Annotated in this window: 16 protein-coding genes and 1 tRNA gene; 11 read left to right on the top strand and 6 right to left on the bottom strand. The window is 65.0% G+C overall.

The window, feature by feature from the left end; translation table 11 throughout:
* The first annotated feature begins 94 nt into the window (after positions 1–94).
* From infA to CDV49_RS07425, 5 genes are all read left to right on the top strand, one after another.
* Positions 95–313, top strand: coding sequence for a translation initiation factor IF-1 (infA, locus tag CDV49_RS07445; RefSeq protein ID WP_035712727.1), 219 nt, complete (start codon positions 95–97; stop codon positions 311–313).
* Complete coding sequence (locus CDV49_RS07440) at positions 313–888, top strand: Maf family protein (RefSeq protein WP_088214911.1); 576 nt, start codon at positions 313–315, stop codon at positions 886–888. Before infA ends, CDV49_RS07440 begins: the two co-directional genes overlap by 1 nt.
* The gene (locus CDV49_RS07435) at positions 885–1931 is read left to right on the top strand and encodes a ribonuclease E/G (protein ID WP_088214910.1); all 1047 of its coding nucleotides are present in this window, start codon (positions 885–887) and stop codon (positions 1929–1931) included. The genes CDV49_RS07440 and CDV49_RS07435 overlap by 4 nt, the downstream gene beginning before the upstream one ends.
* Before the next feature lie 10 nt (positions 1932–1941).
* Positions 1942–2133 (top strand): DNA gyrase inhibitor YacG, encoded by a 192-nt coding sequence (locus CDV49_RS07430; RefSeq protein WP_088214909.1) that lies wholly within the window; start codon positions 1942–1944, stop codon positions 2131–2133.
* A 76-nt stretch (positions 2134–2209) separates the two neighbouring features.
* Positions 2210–2285: transfer RNA gene (locus CDV49_RS07425), tRNA-Phe, on the top strand.
* A 571-nt stretch (positions 2286–2856) separates the two neighbouring features.
* Here the strand turns inward: CDV49_RS07425 and coaD are convergent.
* From coaD to CDV49_RS07410, 3 genes are all read right to left on the bottom strand, one after another.
* The gene (coaD, locus tag CDV49_RS07420) at positions 2857–3348 is read right to left on the bottom strand and encodes a pantetheine-phosphate adenylyltransferase (RefSeq protein WP_088214908.1); all 492 of its coding nucleotides are present in this window, start codon (positions 3346–3348) and stop codon (positions 2857–2859) included.
* Positions 3349–3447: 99 nt separating this feature from the next.
* Positions 3448–3882: a CBS domain-containing protein gene (locus CDV49_RS07415; RefSeq protein WP_088214907.1), complete on the bottom strand. Its 435-nt coding sequence runs from the start codon at positions 3880–3882 to the stop codon at positions 3448–3450.
* Between the two features lie 59 nt (positions 3883–3941).
* A complete protein-coding gene (locus CDV49_RS07410) occupies positions 3942–4841 on the bottom strand; it encodes a LysR family transcriptional regulator (protein WP_088214906.1) in 900 nt (299 codons plus the stop codon).
* A gap of 98 nt (positions 4842–4939) precedes the next feature.
* On the opposite strand from CDV49_RS07410, the gene CDV49_RS07405 reads away from it, so the two are divergent.
* Positions 4940–6436, top strand: coding sequence for a CoA-acylating methylmalonate-semialdehyde dehydrogenase (locus CDV49_RS07405; protein ID WP_088215038.1), 1497 nt, complete (start codon positions 4940–4942; stop codon positions 6434–6436).
* Positions 6437–6475: 39 nt separating this feature from the next.
* Here CDV49_RS07405 and CDV49_RS07400 read toward each other — a convergent pair whose 3' ends face one another.
* Positions 6476–7066, bottom strand: coding sequence for a VPLPA-CTERM sorting domain-containing protein (locus CDV49_RS07400; RefSeq protein ID WP_088214905.1), 591 nt, complete (start codon positions 7064–7066; stop codon positions 6476–6478).
* 335 nt (positions 7067–7401) lie between these two features.
* Here CDV49_RS07400 and CDV49_RS07395 point away from each other — a divergent pair, with 335 nt between their 5' ends.
* The 5 genes from CDV49_RS07395 (at position 7402) to CDV49_RS07375 (ending at position 11674) form a co-directional block, all read left to right on the top strand.
* The gene (locus CDV49_RS07395) at positions 7402–8547 is read left to right on the top strand and encodes an acyl-CoA dehydrogenase family protein (protein ID WP_088214904.1); all 1146 of its coding nucleotides are present in this window, start codon (positions 7402–7404) and stop codon (positions 8545–8547) included.
* Positions 8547–9590: an enoyl-CoA hydratase/isomerase family protein gene (locus tag CDV49_RS07390; RefSeq protein WP_088214903.1), complete on the top strand. Its 1044-nt coding sequence runs from the start codon at positions 8547–8549 to the stop codon at positions 9588–9590. Before CDV49_RS07395 ends, CDV49_RS07390 begins: the two co-directional genes overlap by 1 nt.
* A complete protein-coding gene (mmsB, locus tag CDV49_RS07385) occupies positions 9587–10465 on the top strand; it encodes a 3-hydroxyisobutyrate dehydrogenase (protein WP_088214902.1) in 879 nt (292 codons plus the stop codon). The genes CDV49_RS07390 and mmsB overlap by 4 nt, the downstream gene beginning before the upstream one ends.
* 631 nt (positions 10466–11096) lie before the next feature.
* Positions 11097–11372 carry a hypothetical protein gene (locus tag CDV49_RS07380; RefSeq protein ID WP_143413134.1) on the top strand — a complete coding sequence of 92 codons (276 nt, stop codon included), beginning with the start codon at positions 11097–11099 and terminating at the stop codon, positions 11370–11372.
* Positions 11372–11674: a hypothetical protein gene (locus CDV49_RS07375; RefSeq protein WP_143413133.1), complete on the top strand. Its 303-nt coding sequence runs from the start codon at positions 11372–11374 to the stop codon at positions 11672–11674. Before CDV49_RS07380 ends, CDV49_RS07375 begins: the two co-directional genes overlap by 1 nt.
* Here CDV49_RS07375 and CDV49_RS07370 read toward each other — a convergent pair.
* A complete protein-coding gene (locus tag CDV49_RS07370; RefSeq protein WP_088214899.1) occupies positions 11671–12384 on the bottom strand; it encodes a 3-keto-5-aminohexanoate cleavage protein in 714 nt (237 codons plus the stop codon). The genes CDV49_RS07375 and CDV49_RS07370 overlap by 4 nt on opposite strands.
* Entirely contained in the window at positions 12381–15233 is a 2853-nt protein-coding gene (gene uvrA / locus CDV49_RS07365; RefSeq protein WP_088214898.1) for an excinuclease ABC subunit UvrA, read from the bottom strand. The genes CDV49_RS07370 and uvrA overlap by 4 nt, the downstream gene beginning before the upstream one ends.
* Between the last annotated feature and the right edge of the window lie 449 nt (positions 15234–15682).

The raw sequence follows: 15682 nt of genomic DNA, 5'->3' as shown, positions 1-15682 counted from the left end.
CGCCTTGCCGCAACTCCCGGCTTGAAATCCGTCGCGAATGGGCGCATCTATCCCCTGCCCGCGATTTGTGCGGGCGATCCCCATTGGAGTGAACATGGCCAAGGAAGAACTGCTCGAATTTCCCGGCGTCGTGAAGGAACTCCTGCCGAATGCGACGTTTCGGGTCGAGCTGGAAAACGGCCATGAAATCATCGCTCATACGGCAGGTAAGATGCGCAAGAACCGGATCCGCGTCCTTGCCGGCGACCGCGTTCAGGTTGAGATGACGCCCTACGATCTGTCCAAGGGCCGGATCAACTACCGCTTCAAGTAATGCGCCTGATCCTCGGATCGGCCAGCCCGCGCCGGAAGGAACTTCTGGCGCAACTCGGGCTTTGCCCCGATGCGATCCTGCCCCCCGACATCGACGAAACCCCCCGTGCCCGCGAACTGCCGCGGCCCTACTGCGCCCGGATGGCGCGGGAAAAGGCCGCTGCCGTGACCGCCGCGCCGGAGGATGTCGTGCTCTGCGCCGATACCACCGTGGCGCTGGGGCGGCGGATTCTCGGCAAGCCGGCCGATGCTGCGGAGGCCGCGGCCTTTCTGGTCGCCCTCGCCGGACGCAGGCACAAGGTCATCACCGCTGTCGCCGTCCGTCGTGGCGAACGGCTGTGGGAGCGGGTCGTGGAAACGACCGTGCAGATGAAGCGGCTCTCGGACATCGAACTGAACGGCTACCTCGCTAGCGGCGAGTGGGAGGGCAAGGCGGGAGCCTATGCGATCCAGGGCCGTGCAGGCGCGTTCATCCCCTGGATTCAGGGTTCCTTTACCGGCGTCGTCGGCCTTCCCGTGGCGGAAACGGCGCAGCTTCTGACCGCCGCGGGCTGTTCGCTACGGGAGGCGGCATGAAGGGACGCGTGATCCTGCTCGACCACTGGCAGGGCCGGCCCGCCGCCGCCCTGCTCGTCGACGGACGGCTTGAGGATTTCCTCGTCGATCCGCCGGAAGATGCAGGCCTGCAGCCGGGCGCGATCTGCCGCGGTATCGTCGATCGCCAGATGAAGGGTCAGGGCGGTGTCTTCCTGCGCCTGCCCGATGGGCAGAAGGGCTTTCTCCGTCAGGCGGGCGGTCTCTCCCCCGGTCAGAGCCTGATCGTTCAGGTCACCGGCTGGGCAGAGCCGGGCAAGGCCGTGCCGGTCGGCACCCGCCTGCTGTTCAAGAGCCGCCTTGCCATCGTCACCCCCGGCGCGCCGGGCCTCAACGTCTCCCGTGCCATCCATGATGCCGATGTGCGCGAGGCGCTGACTGCCATGGCGGAAACGGCGATGAGCGGAGCTCCGGAGGATTTCGGTCTCGTGCTCCGCACCGCCGCCGCCCGCGCGGAGGAGACGGAGATCGTCGAGGATATCGCCGCGATGCGTGGCCTCGCCGAAGCTGTGATCGCCGATACCACCGGCGGCCCCGAGCTTCTGGTGGAAGGCGCAGGCGCGTGGGACATCGCGTGGCGCGACTGGTCCGACCCGCCCGCCGATGAGGTGGACGATGCGGTCGGTGCCTTTGTCCGCTTCGGGGTGGAGGAGCAGATCGAAGACGTTCTTTTGCCGACCGCCGTTCTTTTGGGAAGCGGCAGCCTGCATGTGGAGCCGACGCGCGCCCTTGTCGCCGTGGACGTGAACACCGGGGGCGACACCAGCCCCGCCGCGGGCCTGAAGGCCAATATCGCCGCCGCCCGGGAATTGCCGCGCCTGCTCCGGCTCAAGGGGCTTGGCGGGCAGATTATCGTCGATTTCGCGCCCATGCCGAAGAAGGACCGGAGCGCCCTCGAACAGGTTCTGCGCGCCGCCTTCCGGGCGGAGGGCGGAGAGACCAGCCTTGCCGGATGGACGCCGCTGGGCAATTTCGAACTGCAACGCAAACGCGAGCGCCTGCCCCTGGTTTCCGGCCTCGCCTGAGGAGGCTGCCATGCCCTGCCCGATCTGCGGAAAACCGGCGGTGGAGAAGTACCGCCCCTTCTGTTCGCGCCGCTGCGCCGACATCGACCTCGGAAAATGGCTGACCGGCGCCTATGCGATTCCGGCGGCGGAAGAGGACGAGCCGGATGAGGACGATCTCGAAACACGGTCGATGGCGGAACCAAAAGAAATCCGTCATTGACCGGCATTTGCCTCTGGACAGTCTCCCCGGGCTCACTTAAACACCGCTCCACCGGCGGGCGAGCCCACCGGACGGTGCCCAGATAGCTCAGTTGGTAGAGCAGCGGATTGAAAATCCGCGTGTCGCTGGTTCGATTCCGGCTCTGGGCACCATTGATTTTCCTAGTAAATCTTCGATATGCTACCGAGGTTGGAACTCGCGTTTCAATATTCCCGTTTTGAGCTCGTTCTGTTCTAATTCCCCCTCACATGCTCCCTGCGAGCCTCGGGTCCGGCTGACTGTGGCGGCGCGCCGGCTTTGGCAGAACGTTAGCTTACCTTAGGCAGGAATGTCCCTTCCGTCATCTTTCCAGACGGACAGCCTCCGCCCCGTCCGTGACCCGGTTCAATGCACATGGGCGAGAGAAATTCCGTGGGGAACGGATGTCAGGCCCGCGCCCCGGAAGCTGTTCCCGACGCGGCGGCCGCGAGGGCAAAGTGCATAGCCTGCCACCGGCGCTGGCCCTGTGGCATTGAGCCATGGCTATCTTGTTCGGGCTTGTTCGTGGCGGGCATGTTCCCGTCGGATAGAGGGCTGTGCCTCGCACCACTCTCGCGGCGCTTCGCGGTCACCATGACGGCCGAAGGTGATCCTGCGGCATTTGCGGGAAGCCATGCGTCAGAACTGCGCAGTCAGCGCAACACCTGAGGCTGCAACACGGCTTCCCCGCCAGATGTAGTCCTGTCAGACGAAACGTTGCTTCAGCGCGTCCGACACAGCGGGCGGGACGAAGCGGGAAACGTCGCCGCCGAGCTTTGCGATCTCTTTCACCAGTTTGGAGGCGATCGACTGGTGACGCGCCTCCGCCATCAGGAAAACCGTTTCGACCGACGGATCGAGCACCCGGTTCATCCCGACCATCTGGAATTCATACTCGAAGTCGGAAACGGCACGGAGACCCCGCACGATGATGGAAGCGCCCACATCCCTCGCGCAGTCGATCAGCAGGTTTTCGAAAGGATGCACGACGATTTCGGCCCCATGCAGCTCCGACAGGTCGGCGCATTGGGATTCGATCATCTCCACCCGCTCCTCCAACGTGAAGAGCGGCCCCTTGTTTCGGTTGATCGCAACGCCGATCACCAGCCTGTCCACAAGGGCGGTCGCGCGCTTTATGATATCCAGATGTCCATGGGTGACGGGGTCGAACGTCCCCGGATACAGGCCGATGCGCATGCTGTCCCCTCCGCTTTCGGGGCAGAAGCAACAATATCACAGGCCCGGACGCAAGAGGGACGCCGAAAGTTTGCCGAAGTTTTCTGCCCAGACCGCAGCCTAGTAGCCCATGATCATGCCTTCGAGCGCCTCTTTCTCCATCGACAGCTCCGAAAGCCGCGCCTTCACCATGTCGCCGATGGAGATGAGGCCGACCATCGCGCCATCCTCCAGCACCGGCATGTGGCGGAAGCGGCCCTCCGTCATGCGGGAGAGGATGACGACACCCTCATCGCCCGGCGCACAGATGACGACCTTCGTCGTCATCATCGAGCGGACGGGCGCCTCAAGGCAACCGGGGCCCTGACGGCCGATCTCCCGCACGATGTCGCGTTCCGACAGGATGCCGTCCAGCGTCCTGCCATCCGCCGATACCACGAGGCAGCCGATCTTGCGCGACGACAACTGCCGCGCGGCCTCCGCCACCGTCATGCCCGGGTCAATCGTCGCGACGTTGCCCGAACCCTTTGCTGAAAGAACCTGTCGCACAAGCATGGACATTCCTCCTCTGTCACGGCGCTCCCCTCAACAGCCTGACATGTCCCGACCGTCTGTCAAGCGATCGCCTCCAATCTTGAAAGTTCCCTCCGAAGTCCTGTCGCAAGCAAGTCGGCAAAACGATTGAGACGCTCCACCCGCCGGTCATCGGCATGACGGATGAGCCAGAAGCTGCGGGTGAGGCCGAAAGCCTCCGGCAGAACCCGCACCACATTCGGCGCGGAAGGAATGGCGAAGTCATGCACCACGCCGATCCCCGCCCCCTGCCGGACCCAGTTGAACTGCACCGCCACGGAGTTGGAGCCGAAGGAGACGGTCTCCGCCCCGATCTCCGCAAGATAGTCGATCTCCTTGTCGAAGATCATGTCCGGGATATAACCGATGATCCGATGGCCCTTCAGATCGGCAAGGGTGTGGATCGGGGGCGCATTGTCCAGATAATCGCGCGACGCGGCGAGGTGGAGCTGGTAATCCGCGATCCGCTGCACCGAGAGCCGGCCCGCCTCCGGCCGGCTGACGCCCACGGCAAGGTCGGCCTCGCGCTTGGAGAGGTTGAACACCCGCGGCAGGGCGACGATCTGCACCTCCAGATCCGGGTGCTCGGCACAGATCGCGGCGGTCACCTGCGGCAGAAGGTAGTTCGCACAGCCATCGGGCGCACCGATGCGGATGGCCCCCACCAGCTTGCCCGGCGTTCCGCGCGCCTCCTCCATCGCGCCGCTCACCGCCTGCTCGGCGCGGATGGCATGGGCAAGGAGGCCCTGCCCCGCCTCCGTCAGCGCGTAACCCTGGGGTGACTTGGCGAAGAGCGTGGCACCCAGCCCCTCCTCCAGCCGCGCGACGCGCCGCCCCACCGTCGCGGGATCAAGCCGCAGGATGCGCCCGGCGGCCGAAAGGCTCTCCCCCCGCGCAACGGCGAGGAAGATGCGAAGATCGTCCCAATCAGCGACTTCCATACCGGCATCCCTGCAAAACGCTTTTGGGAAACTGCCCCTTCCGCCGATAAAATTGCAAGACTAAGGTGGCGGCGGTCTCTGAGGAGAGGGAGAATACCGTGAAGGAACTCGGTCACTGGATCAACGGCAAGTATGTGCCCGGCACTTCGGGCCGCACCGCCGACGTTTACAACCCCGCAACGGGTGAGGTGCAGGCGAAGGTCGCGCTTGCCTCCAAGGCCGAGCTTGACGAAGCCATCGCAGCCGCCGCCAAGGCCCAGCCGGGCTGGGCCGCGACCAACCCGCAGCGCCGCGCCCGCGTGCTGATGGAATTCGTGCGTCTCATCAACCGCGACATGGACAAGCTCGCCACCGCCCTGTCGTCCGAACATGGCAAGACGCTGCCGGATGCGCGCGGCGACATTCAGCGCGGCGTGGACGTGGTGGAATTCTCCATCGGCGCCCCGCACCTGCTGAAGGGCGAGTATATGGACAGCGCGGGCACGGGGATCGACCTCTACTCCATGCGCCAGCCGCTGGGTGTCGTGGCCGGAATCACGCCGTTCAACTTCCCCGCGATGATCCCGCTGTGGAAGATCGCGCCTGCCCTCGCCTGCGGCAACGCGATGATCCTGAAACCGTCCGAGCGCGACCCCTCCGTGCCGCTGATGCTGGCCGAACTCCTGACCGAAGCGGGGCTTCCCCCGGGCGTGTTGCAGGTCGTCAACGGCGACAAGGATGCGGTTGACGGCATCCTCGACAATCCGACGATCCAGGCGATCGGCTTTGTCGGATCGACCCCGATTGCGGAATACATCTATTCCCGCGGCTGCGCGAACGGCAAACGCGTGCAGTGCTTCGGCGGCGCGAAGAACCACATGATCATCATGCCGGATGCCGATCTGGATCAGGCGGCGGATGCGCTGGTCGGCGCCGGTTTCGGCGCGGCGGGCGAACGCTGCATGGCGATTTCCGTCGCCATCCCCGTAGGCGAGGAAACCGCCGACCGGCTGGTGGAAAAGCTGGTTCCGCGTATCGAGAAGCTGAAGGTCGGCCCCTATACGGCGGGCAACGACATCGACTACGGCCCGGTGGTGACGAAGGCTGCGCAGGAGCGGATCTTCGGCCTCATCGACTCGGGCGTGAAGCAGGGCGCGGAACTGGTCGTGGACGGGCGCGGCTTCAATCTGCAAGGCTATGAGAACGGCTTCTACGTCGGTCCGACCCTGTTCGACCGCGTGACGCCCGACATGGAGATCTACAAGCAGGAGATCTTCGGGCCTGTCCTGTCCACCGTGCGCAGCGAGACCTATGAGGAGGCGCTGAAGCTCACCATGGACAACGAATACGGCAACGGCACCGCAATCTTCACCCGCGATGGCGATACCGCACGCGACTTTGCCAGCCGTGTGAACGTGGGTATGGTGGGTGTCAACGTGCCGATCCCGGTGCCGCTGGGCTATTTCACCTTCGGCGGCTGGAAGAAATCCGGTTTCGGCGACCTGAACCAGCACGGGCCGGATGCGTTCCGCTTCTACACGCGGACCAAGACCGTGACGGCACGCTGGCCGAGCGGTATCAAGGAAGGCGCCGTGCTGAACTTCCCGACCACCTGAACGCAAAAAGGGGGAGGCAGACCTCCCCCTTCCGCGAGATCAGGACTTGCGGCGGCGCACGGCGGCCAGCGCCGCGACGCCGCCCAGCAGCACAAAGCCTGCCGCCGGCAGCGGAACCGGAGCCGGAGCGTCGGTCGCCGTTGCCTCCAGCGAGGCGATGCGGAAGGACGACAGCGGGTTGATCGTCCCGATGCCGAACACGGTCCCGGTGTAACCCGACAGGTCGAAGTTGGAGGCGAGGGCCGCGCCCGAGAAATCCCAAGGCGTATTTGGGCCGGAGAAGAAGGAGAAGGTGTCGAGCCAGCCGACGTTCGAGAAGGCGACATTGCCCAGCGTCACTTCCTGATCGAAAGTGAAGATGAGCACTTCATTGACGCCGAACCCGTCCAGTTCGTTGTTGTCGAAACGGCCGGAATTCACGCCATGCCCACCGCTTGCGCGGGTGACGGTAAGCGGCGCCTCCACAAGGTAGGATTGCGCGGTGATGGTGAGGCCGATCCCGTCCACATTGTAGCTGTAGGAAGAGGCGGAGCCGGTCGGCCCGGAAAAATCGAAGGTCGCGGCCTCGGCCCCGGCAAACGGGATCAGCAGAGAGGCTGCGACGGTAGCGGCTTTGAAAAATGCGGTCATGTTCACACCTGTTACAAGAACAAACTTCTAAAGGTTGTATGGCAGCGGGCCGTTCGCCTTGGCCCTGAAGAACGGGTAGGACGTAAATTGTTTAAAATCAAAAACTTTTTGATCTGCTCCTCAGAAACTATTTATTAATACTAATATTAATATGTATCTGGTGAATGATGCCTGAACAACCGGAGGTTTTGTGTCCCCTTCCGCAACGGTTAAATAAATTTCAAGAGGAATACCCGGGTGCCTTTTCGCGTTGAAAGCGAATCACCCCCTTGTGAAGCCACTTGCAGTCCCCCGCGGCGCGGGGTTCTGTGAACCCGAAGACCGGAGGAGGAACCATGGACTTCGCATTGACGGAAGAGCAGCAGGCGATCTACGACATCGCCCGCGAATTCGCCGCCGAGCATATTGCGCCCTTTGCCCATGAGTGGGAGCAGCAGGGCACGATCCCGCGAGATCTGTGGACGAAACTTGCGGAACTGGGCTTCGGCGGGCTGTATGTCGGGGAAGACTGGGGCGGCTCCGGCCTATCGCGGCTGGATGCGACGCTGGTGTTCGAGGCGCTCTCCACCGCCTGCCCCTCCGTCGCCGCGTTTCTCTCCATCCACAACATGTGCTGCGGAATGCTGGCGAAGTTCGCCTCGGACGACGTCAAGGAGCGCATCCTGCGGCCGGCGGTGACGATGGAGAAGGTGCTCTCCTACTGTCTGACCGAACCCGGTTCCGGCTCCGACGCGGCGGCGCTCCGCACCCGCGCGGAACGCACGAACGAGGGCTGGAAGCTCAACGGCACCAAGGCGTTCATCTCCGGGGGCGGCTATTCGGATGCCTACGTCGTCATGGTCCGCACGGGCGGAGAGGGGCCGAAGGGCATCTCCACCGTCGTCGTGGAAAGCGATGCGCCGGGTCTCTCCTTCGGCAAGCTGGAGGACAAGATGGGCTGGCGCGCACAGCCGACGCGGCAGGTGCAGTTCGACGATTGCCTCACCCCGCTCGACAACATCATGGGGGAAGAAGGCCGCGGCTTCACCTACGCCATGGTCGGGCTGGACGGCGGGCGTCTCAACATCTCCGCCTGCGCGCTCGGCGGGGCACAGGCCGCGCTGGACCGCACGCTGACCTACATGGGGGAGCGCAAGGCCTTCGGCAAAACGCTGGACAGCTTCCAGGCGCTGCAATTCCGGCTCGCGGATTGCGAGATCGCTCTTCAGGCCGCCCGGACATTCCTGCGGCAAGCGGCATGGAAGCTGGATACCGGCGCATCCGACGCCACGAAATTCTGTGCGATGGCAAAGGCTTTCGTGACGGAGGCCGCGTCCCGGACCGCGAACGATTGCCTCCAGCTTCACGGGGGCTACGGTTATCTGGCCGACTACGGCATCGAGAAGATCGTGCGCGACCTGCGTGTGCACGAGATTCTCGAGGGAACCAACGAGATCATGCGCCTGATAACCTCGCGCAGCCTGCTAACGGAGCGTGCCTGATGTCCGACATTCTTACCCGCAAGATTGGCCAGGCGGGCCACATCACCCTGACCCGGCCCAAGGCGCTGAACGCCCTCACCCACCCGATGGCGCTGGCGATGGAGAAGGCGCTGGACGACTGGGCGCATGACCCGGAGGTCAAGCTCGTCCTGCTGGATGCGGAGGGCGACCGCGCCTTCTGCGCCGGTGGCGACATCGCCGAGATCTACCATGCGGGCCGACAGGGTGATTATGCGCTTGGCCGGGAGTTCTGGCGGGAGGAATACCGGCTGAACGCCAAGATCGCCGAATACCGCAAGCCGATCATCAGCTTCCTGCACGGTTTCGTCATGGGTGGCGGTGTGGGTATCGGCTGTCTCGGCTCCGACAGGATCGTCTGCGAGACGACACAGATGGCCATGCCGGAATGCGGTATCGGGCTGATACCCGACGTGGGCGGCACCTACCGCCTTGCCCATGCGGCGGGGCGGATGGGCGAGTATCTCGGCCTCACGGGGCACCGGATGGGACCGGGGGACGCGATCTATGCGAATTTCGCCGATCACTACGTGCCGCAGTCCCATTGGGATCTGCTGAAGGCGGAGCTTGCGGCCGGGGGCGGCGTGGACCTCATCGCCCGCCATGCGGAGCAACCGCCTGCCCCGCCGCTGGCGGAGCACGAGGCCTCGGTGGACCGGCTCTTCCGGCACGACTCCGTAGCCGCGATCATGAAGGCGCTGGCGGATGAGCCGGGCGACTTCGCCGCCGCGACTCTGAAGACCATGCAGCGGAACTCACCGCTGTCGATGGCGGTGACGCTGGCGCTGGTCCGCGGCACGGCGGCAAAGGAAAGTGTCCGCGCCGCGCTGACGCACGAGTACCGCGCCACCTGGCGGCTGCTGGAGGAAGGCGATTTTCTGGAAGGCGTGCGCGCCCAGATCATCGACAAGGACCGTCAGCCGAAATGGCAGGACATCGCCCCGGCCGACATGGCCGCGCGTGTGGCAGAGATCACGGCCCCCCTCGGGGCCGACGAATTGAACATGGAGGAGGAGCTTAAATGAAGATCGGTTTCATCGGCCTTGGCAACATGGGTGGCCCGATGGCGCGGAACCTCGCCACGGCGGGCCATACGGTGACCGGGTTCGACCTTGTCGCCCCGGCGCCTGCGGGCGTCTCCATGGCCGCTTCCGCTGAGGAGGCCGCGCGCGGTGCCGATGTGGTCATCACGATGCTGCCGAACGGGAAGATCCTCCGCGCGGTCGCGGCGGAGATCGTGCCCGCCATGCGGCAGAGCGCGGTGTTTCTGGATTGCTCGACGGTGGATGTCGAAAGCGCCCGCGCTGTCGCCGAGGAGGCAGGCAAGGCCGGGCTTCTGGCGGTTGACGCGCCGGTCTCCGGCGGTATCGGCGGCGCCGACGCCGGCACGCTGACCTTCATGGCCGGGGGATCCCAGGCGGCGTTCGACAAGGTGAAGCCGCTGTTCGACGTCATGGGTCAGAAGGCGGTGCTCTGCGGCGAGTCGGGCGCCGGCCAGGCTGCGAAGATCTGCAACAACATGATCCTCGGCGTGACCATGATCGCCACATGCGAGGCTTTCGCACTGGCCGACAAGCTGGGGCTGGACCGGGCGAAGATGTTCGATGTGGTCTCCACCTCCTCCGGCTACAGCTGGTCGATGAACGCCTACTGCCCCGCGCCCGGAGTGGGGCCGAAGTCCCCCGCCGACAACGGCTACAAGCCGGGATTTGCTTCCGACCTGATGCTGAAGGACCTCCGCCTCAGCCAGCAAGCGGCGGAATCGGCCGATGCCGACACTCCCATGGGGGAGCTGGCCGCCCGCCTCTATGCAACTTTTGTTGATGAGGAGGATGGAAGCGGAAAAGATTTCTCCGCGATGTTGCCAAGGTTCGAAAAACGACACAGATCCTTGGCATAGGGCGCGGCCGGCAGATCGGGCGCGGAGGGATCTCTGGGAGGAGATGATGACTCGGGTTGTCGGTTCACTCTGGCGAAGTGTCGCGCTCATTTCGCTGTCGGCGCTGTTGGTGATGCCGCTTCCGCCTGCGTTTGCACAGGCCCAGTGTGCGGACAACCCTGCGCTCTGCGGTGGCTCCGACAGGGGTGACCGTGGCAGGGACCGGGACCGTTCGCGGGAGTCCGGCAATTCCCTGATCGAGCGGCAGGGGCGCACGCCCGAGCCCTCACGGCGGGATCGGGATCGCCGTCCGCCCGCCGTAATACCGCCGGGACAGGGCAACCGCCCTCCACCCGACAGACCGCCACCTGACAGGCACCGGCCCGACAGACCGCCGCCGGGGTGGGGAAATCGCCCTCCGCCCGACAGGCCGCCGCCCGGTTGGGGCAATCGCCCTCCGCCTGATCGGCCGCCTCCCGGTTGGAACGGTCGCTGGCCGCCGGACCGGCCTCCGCAGGGATGGGGAAGCCGCCCCCGTCCCGATCGGCCGCCGCCCGGGTGGAACAACGGGCGCTGGCCCCCCGGCTATGACCGCCGGCCGAGAAGATATTCGGATTCCAGTCCGATCTGGACGGGGTTGCTGGCGGGGCTGATGACAATTCCCTTCAACCCGTGGCCATCGCAACCGTCTTACACGCCGCGCTATGGCTATGCGTGGGATGGAAGCGAACTGCCGAGAAACGCGCCCGAGCTGGGAGACAGCGCGCGCGCGGCTCCGCCCTTCCAGCAGGCGGCGCGCAGCCGTCTGCCGACGCCGCCGCGCGGCTATCATTACCGTGTGCTGAAAGGCTGGGTGGTGATGGTGGACGATAGCAGCCAACGCGTGGCACAGATCATGCTGTCCTATGACCGGCTGATGGGGGGATGATGAGGAAGCGCGCTCTCCTGTCGGCACTGGCCCTGACGATCACGTTGGGCATGTCGGGGCCAGCCCTCGCCCAAACCACCTGCCCGCCCGGCATGCGGTGTGCCCAGACACCCGACAGCGCCGATGCACTGCGCCGCCGCAATCAGCAGATCGACAACCAAAGGCAGCAGATGGACCAGCAGCGGAACAATGCGCTGCAGGATCAGATCCGGCAGCGACAGCAATTGCAGGATCAGATCCGAAGGCGAACGATCATCGTTCCCGGTGTCGATGCCGGTCCAAACCTGCAACCCCCCGGCTAGATCGCGGGATACCGCCTGACCGCTTCGGCCACCAGCCGCGGATTGTCGGTGGGGGAACCGTCCGGCAGGGTGAGCACGTCCTCCAGCCCGATCCGCGTGGCCAGACCCTGCTCCGCCGCCATATCGACGAAACGCCACGCGGTCGCATTCATCCCGTGCAACAGCACCGGAACATGCGGGGCGGTATCTGCGAGACGGCGGATCATTTCCTCCGCCTCCTCGCGTTGCGCCGCGAAATCGGCGGTTTCCATCTCTACGAGAAAACGCAGACAGTTGCCGGGCTCAAGCGGCAACAGGCGGCGGACATCCTCAAGCGAGCTCAACCCGGCCTCCACCCCGATCCGCTGCCGCTGCATGAGAGCGATCACCTCCGGCGCGTCGGCCTCGGAGAGGTTGACGGAGACGAAATCCGGGCGAACCGACCATTCCGCCATCGCTGCAAGCCGCTGGCCATAGGGCGGGTTCCACGCCCCGGTGGAAATGCCTACCGGCATGCCGGGCACCGCTTCCCGAACGGCGGTCAGGGTTTCGGCCACATGCTCCGGGTGCAGCGATTCCGCCCCGCCGTGATCGCGCACATGCAGATGCACGGTCTCCGCCCCCGCGGCGCGGCAGAGGGCCGCGTCACGGGCGAGTTCGGCAGGTGTGACCGGCAGCGTCGGATGCGACCCCGCGCGGCGGGCGCCGTTGAGGCAGGCCTGCACGCTCATTCCGCGGCCATCCGGCGCGGTTTCAGCAGCGGGCCAAGGTAGTGCCCCGTATAGGAGTCGGACACCTTCGCCACAGCCTCGGGTGTGCCCGTGGCGACGATGCGCCCCCCTCCGTCACCGCCCTCGGGGCCGATGTCGATGATCCAGTCGGCCGTCTTGACGACATCGAGATTGTGCTCGATCACCACCACCGTATTCCCCTGATCGACAAGCTGGTGCAGCACCTCCAGCAGCTTGCGCACATCCTCGAAATGCAGCCCCGTCGTCGGCTCGTCGAGGATATAGAGCGTGCGGCCTGTGGACCGGCGCGCAAGCTCCTTCGACAGTTTTACCCGCTGCGCCTCACCGCCGGAAAGCGTGGTCGCCTGCTGACCCACCTTCACGTAGCCAAGCCCCACCTGAACAAGCGCGTCCATCTTCTCCCGGATGGAGGGGACCGCGCTGAAGAAGCTCTGCGCGTCTTCAACCGTCATATCAAGAACGTCCGATATGCTCTTGCCCTTGAACTTTATTTCCAGCGTTTCCCGGTTGTAACGCGCGCCTTTGCAGGTTTCGCAGGTGACATAGACATCCGGCAGGAAGTGCATTTCGATCTTGATGACACCATCGCCCTGACAGGCTTCGCACCGCCCTCCCTTCACATTGAAGGAGAAGCGTCCCGGCTTGTAGCCCCGCGCCTGCGCCTCGGGCAGACCGGCGAACCAGTCCCGGATCGGCCCGAAAGCGCCGGTATAGGTGGCGGGGTTTGAGCGCGGCGTGCGCCCGATGGGGCGCTGGTCGATGTCGATCACCTTGTCCAAATGGTCCAGCCCCTTCACCGTGTCACAGGGGGCCGGCGTCTGATGCGCGCCGTTGAGCCGCATGGAAGCCGTCTTGAACAGCGTCTCTATGGTCAGGGTGGACTTGCCGCCGCCGGACACGCCCGTCACGCAGACGAACTTGCCCAGCGGAAAATCGGCCGTCACGTTCCTGAGGTTGTTGCCGGTCGCATTGACCACCGTCACCTTCTTGCCGTTGCCCTTGCGCCGCTCCTTGGGCACCGCGATCTCCCGCTCGCCGGAGAGGTATTTCCCGGTGAGCGAGGCGGGATCCGCCGCCAGTTGCTCGGGCGTTCCCTGCGCCACGACCTCTCCACCATGGACGCCCGCGCCGGGCCCGACGTCGAGCACGTAATCCGCGGTGCGGATGGCATCCTCGTCATGCTCCACCACAAGCACGGTATTCCCGGCATCCCGCAGGTTCTTCAGCGTCTCCAGCAGCCTGTCATTGTCGCGCTGGTGCAGGCCGATGGACGGCTCGTCCAGCACATAAAGCACCCCCGTCAGCCCCGATCCGATCTGGCTCGCCAGCCGGATGCGCTGGCTTTCCCCGCCTGACAGCGTGCCGGCGGAGCGGGACAGCGTGAGGTAATCCAGCCCGACATTGACCAGAAAGCCCAGCCGCTCCCTGATCTCCTTCAGGATCGCGCGGGCGATCTCGTTCCGCTGCTCGGTCAGCGTTTCGGGGACGGAGAGCACCCAGTCATGCGCCTCGCGGATGGATTTCTCCACCACTTGCCCGACATGCAGGCCAGCGATCTTGACTGCGAGTGCCTCAGGCTTCAGCCGGTAGCCGTGGCAGGCCGCGCAGGGGCGGTTGTTCTGGTAACGCTCCAGATCCTCGCGGCTCCAGGCGGAATCGGTCTCCCGGTAGCGGCGCTCCATGTTCGGGATGACACCCTCGAACGCGCGCTTCACCTGATAGACGCGGCCCCCCTCATCGTAGCGGAAGGTGACCTCCTCGCCGCGCGAGCCGTTGACGAAGACATCGCGCGCCTTCTCCGGCAGATCCTTCCAACGCGTCTTCGGATCGAAGCCGTAGTGATCGGCGAGCGCCTCGATGGTCTGGCGGTAATAGGGGCTTTTGGACTTGGCCCAAGGCGCGATGGCATCCGCGACCTTCAGCGTCACGTCCGGCACCACCAGCCGTTCGTCAAAGAACAGCTCCACCCCCAACCCGTCGCAGACCGGACAGGCCCCCATCGGCGCGTTGAAGGAAAACAGGCGCGGTTCGATTTCCGGGATGGTGAAGCCGGATTCCGGGCAGGCGAACTTCTCGGAGAAGGTGATGCGTTGCGGCTCGCCGTCCGTCGGCGCGGTCTCCAGTATCGCGATGCCGTCGGCCAGATCGAGCGCGGTGCGGAAGCTGTCGGCCAGCCGCGTCTCCGACCCCGGCCGCACGACGATCCGGTCCACCACCACGTCGATGTCATGGCGGAATTTCTTGTCCAGTGTCGGCGGTTCGTCCAGCTCGTAGAACTGCCCATCAACCTTGACGCGCTGGAAGCCCTGTTTGCGCAGCTCCAGCATTTCCTTCCGGTACTCGCCCTTCCGCTCGCGCACGATGGGCGCCAGCAGATAGGCCCGCGTGCCTTCGGGCAGGGCCAGCGTCCGGTCCACCATGTCCTGCACCTGCTGCGCCTCGATCGGCAGGCCGGTCACGGGGCTGTAGGGCACCCCCACCCGCGCGAAGAGCAGACGGAGGTAGTCGTAGATCTCTGTCACGGTGCCCACGGTGGAGCGCGGGTTCTTCGACGTGGTCTTCTGCTCGATGGAGATGGCGGGCGAGAGACCGGAGATGTGATCCACGTCCGGCTTCTGCATCATGTCCAGAAACTGCCGTGCATAGGCCGACAGGCTCTCCACATAGCGCCGCTGCCCCTCCGCATAGATCGTGTCAAAGGCCAGCGACGACTTCCCCGACCCGGAGAGGCCCGTCAGCACCACCAGCTTGTCGCGCGGAATATCCACATCGACATTCTTGAGATTATGCTCGCGTGCGCCGCGGACGGAGATGAACTTCTGTTCCATGGGAGGCTCCGGGACAGGACAGGGACAGAAGATAGGCATTCACGGCCGAGTCTCCAACCGCAAAATGTGAACAATGAGTGAACGCCGCAACAGCTTCGCTCCATTGCAGGCTTTCGTGCGAGTCATTCCTCGGGCCGGACAGTGCACCGGCGCCTGTTGCCCCAGCCGTCCGGGATGGCAAATCCCCGACAGGCCTTCCCTCGACGCGCAATCCGTTTCTGGTGCTGGGCTATCCGGGGCGTTCGAGCCAAGCCGCCATTGCCAACTGCCAAAGGCCCCGCAGGTGGCTATCGGCCTCGGTTCCGGCAAATCCGCGTCGAAATGTCAGAAAATCGGTGATCCGGGCCGGCCACACCCCAAAACTTTCCCGCAACCGCACAGCCCGGCTCAAAAGCCTCCAAGGCACGTTGCGGTTGGGCTGGGCGGTCGTCGAAGAGTGGTTCCGCCAT

Source organism: Haematobacter genomosp. 1 (assembly GCF_002196855.1).
GTDB lineage: Bacteria > Pseudomonadota > Alphaproteobacteria > Rhodobacterales > Rhodobacteraceae > Haematobacter.
This window is presented reverse-complemented; position numbering and strand designations above follow the sequence as displayed.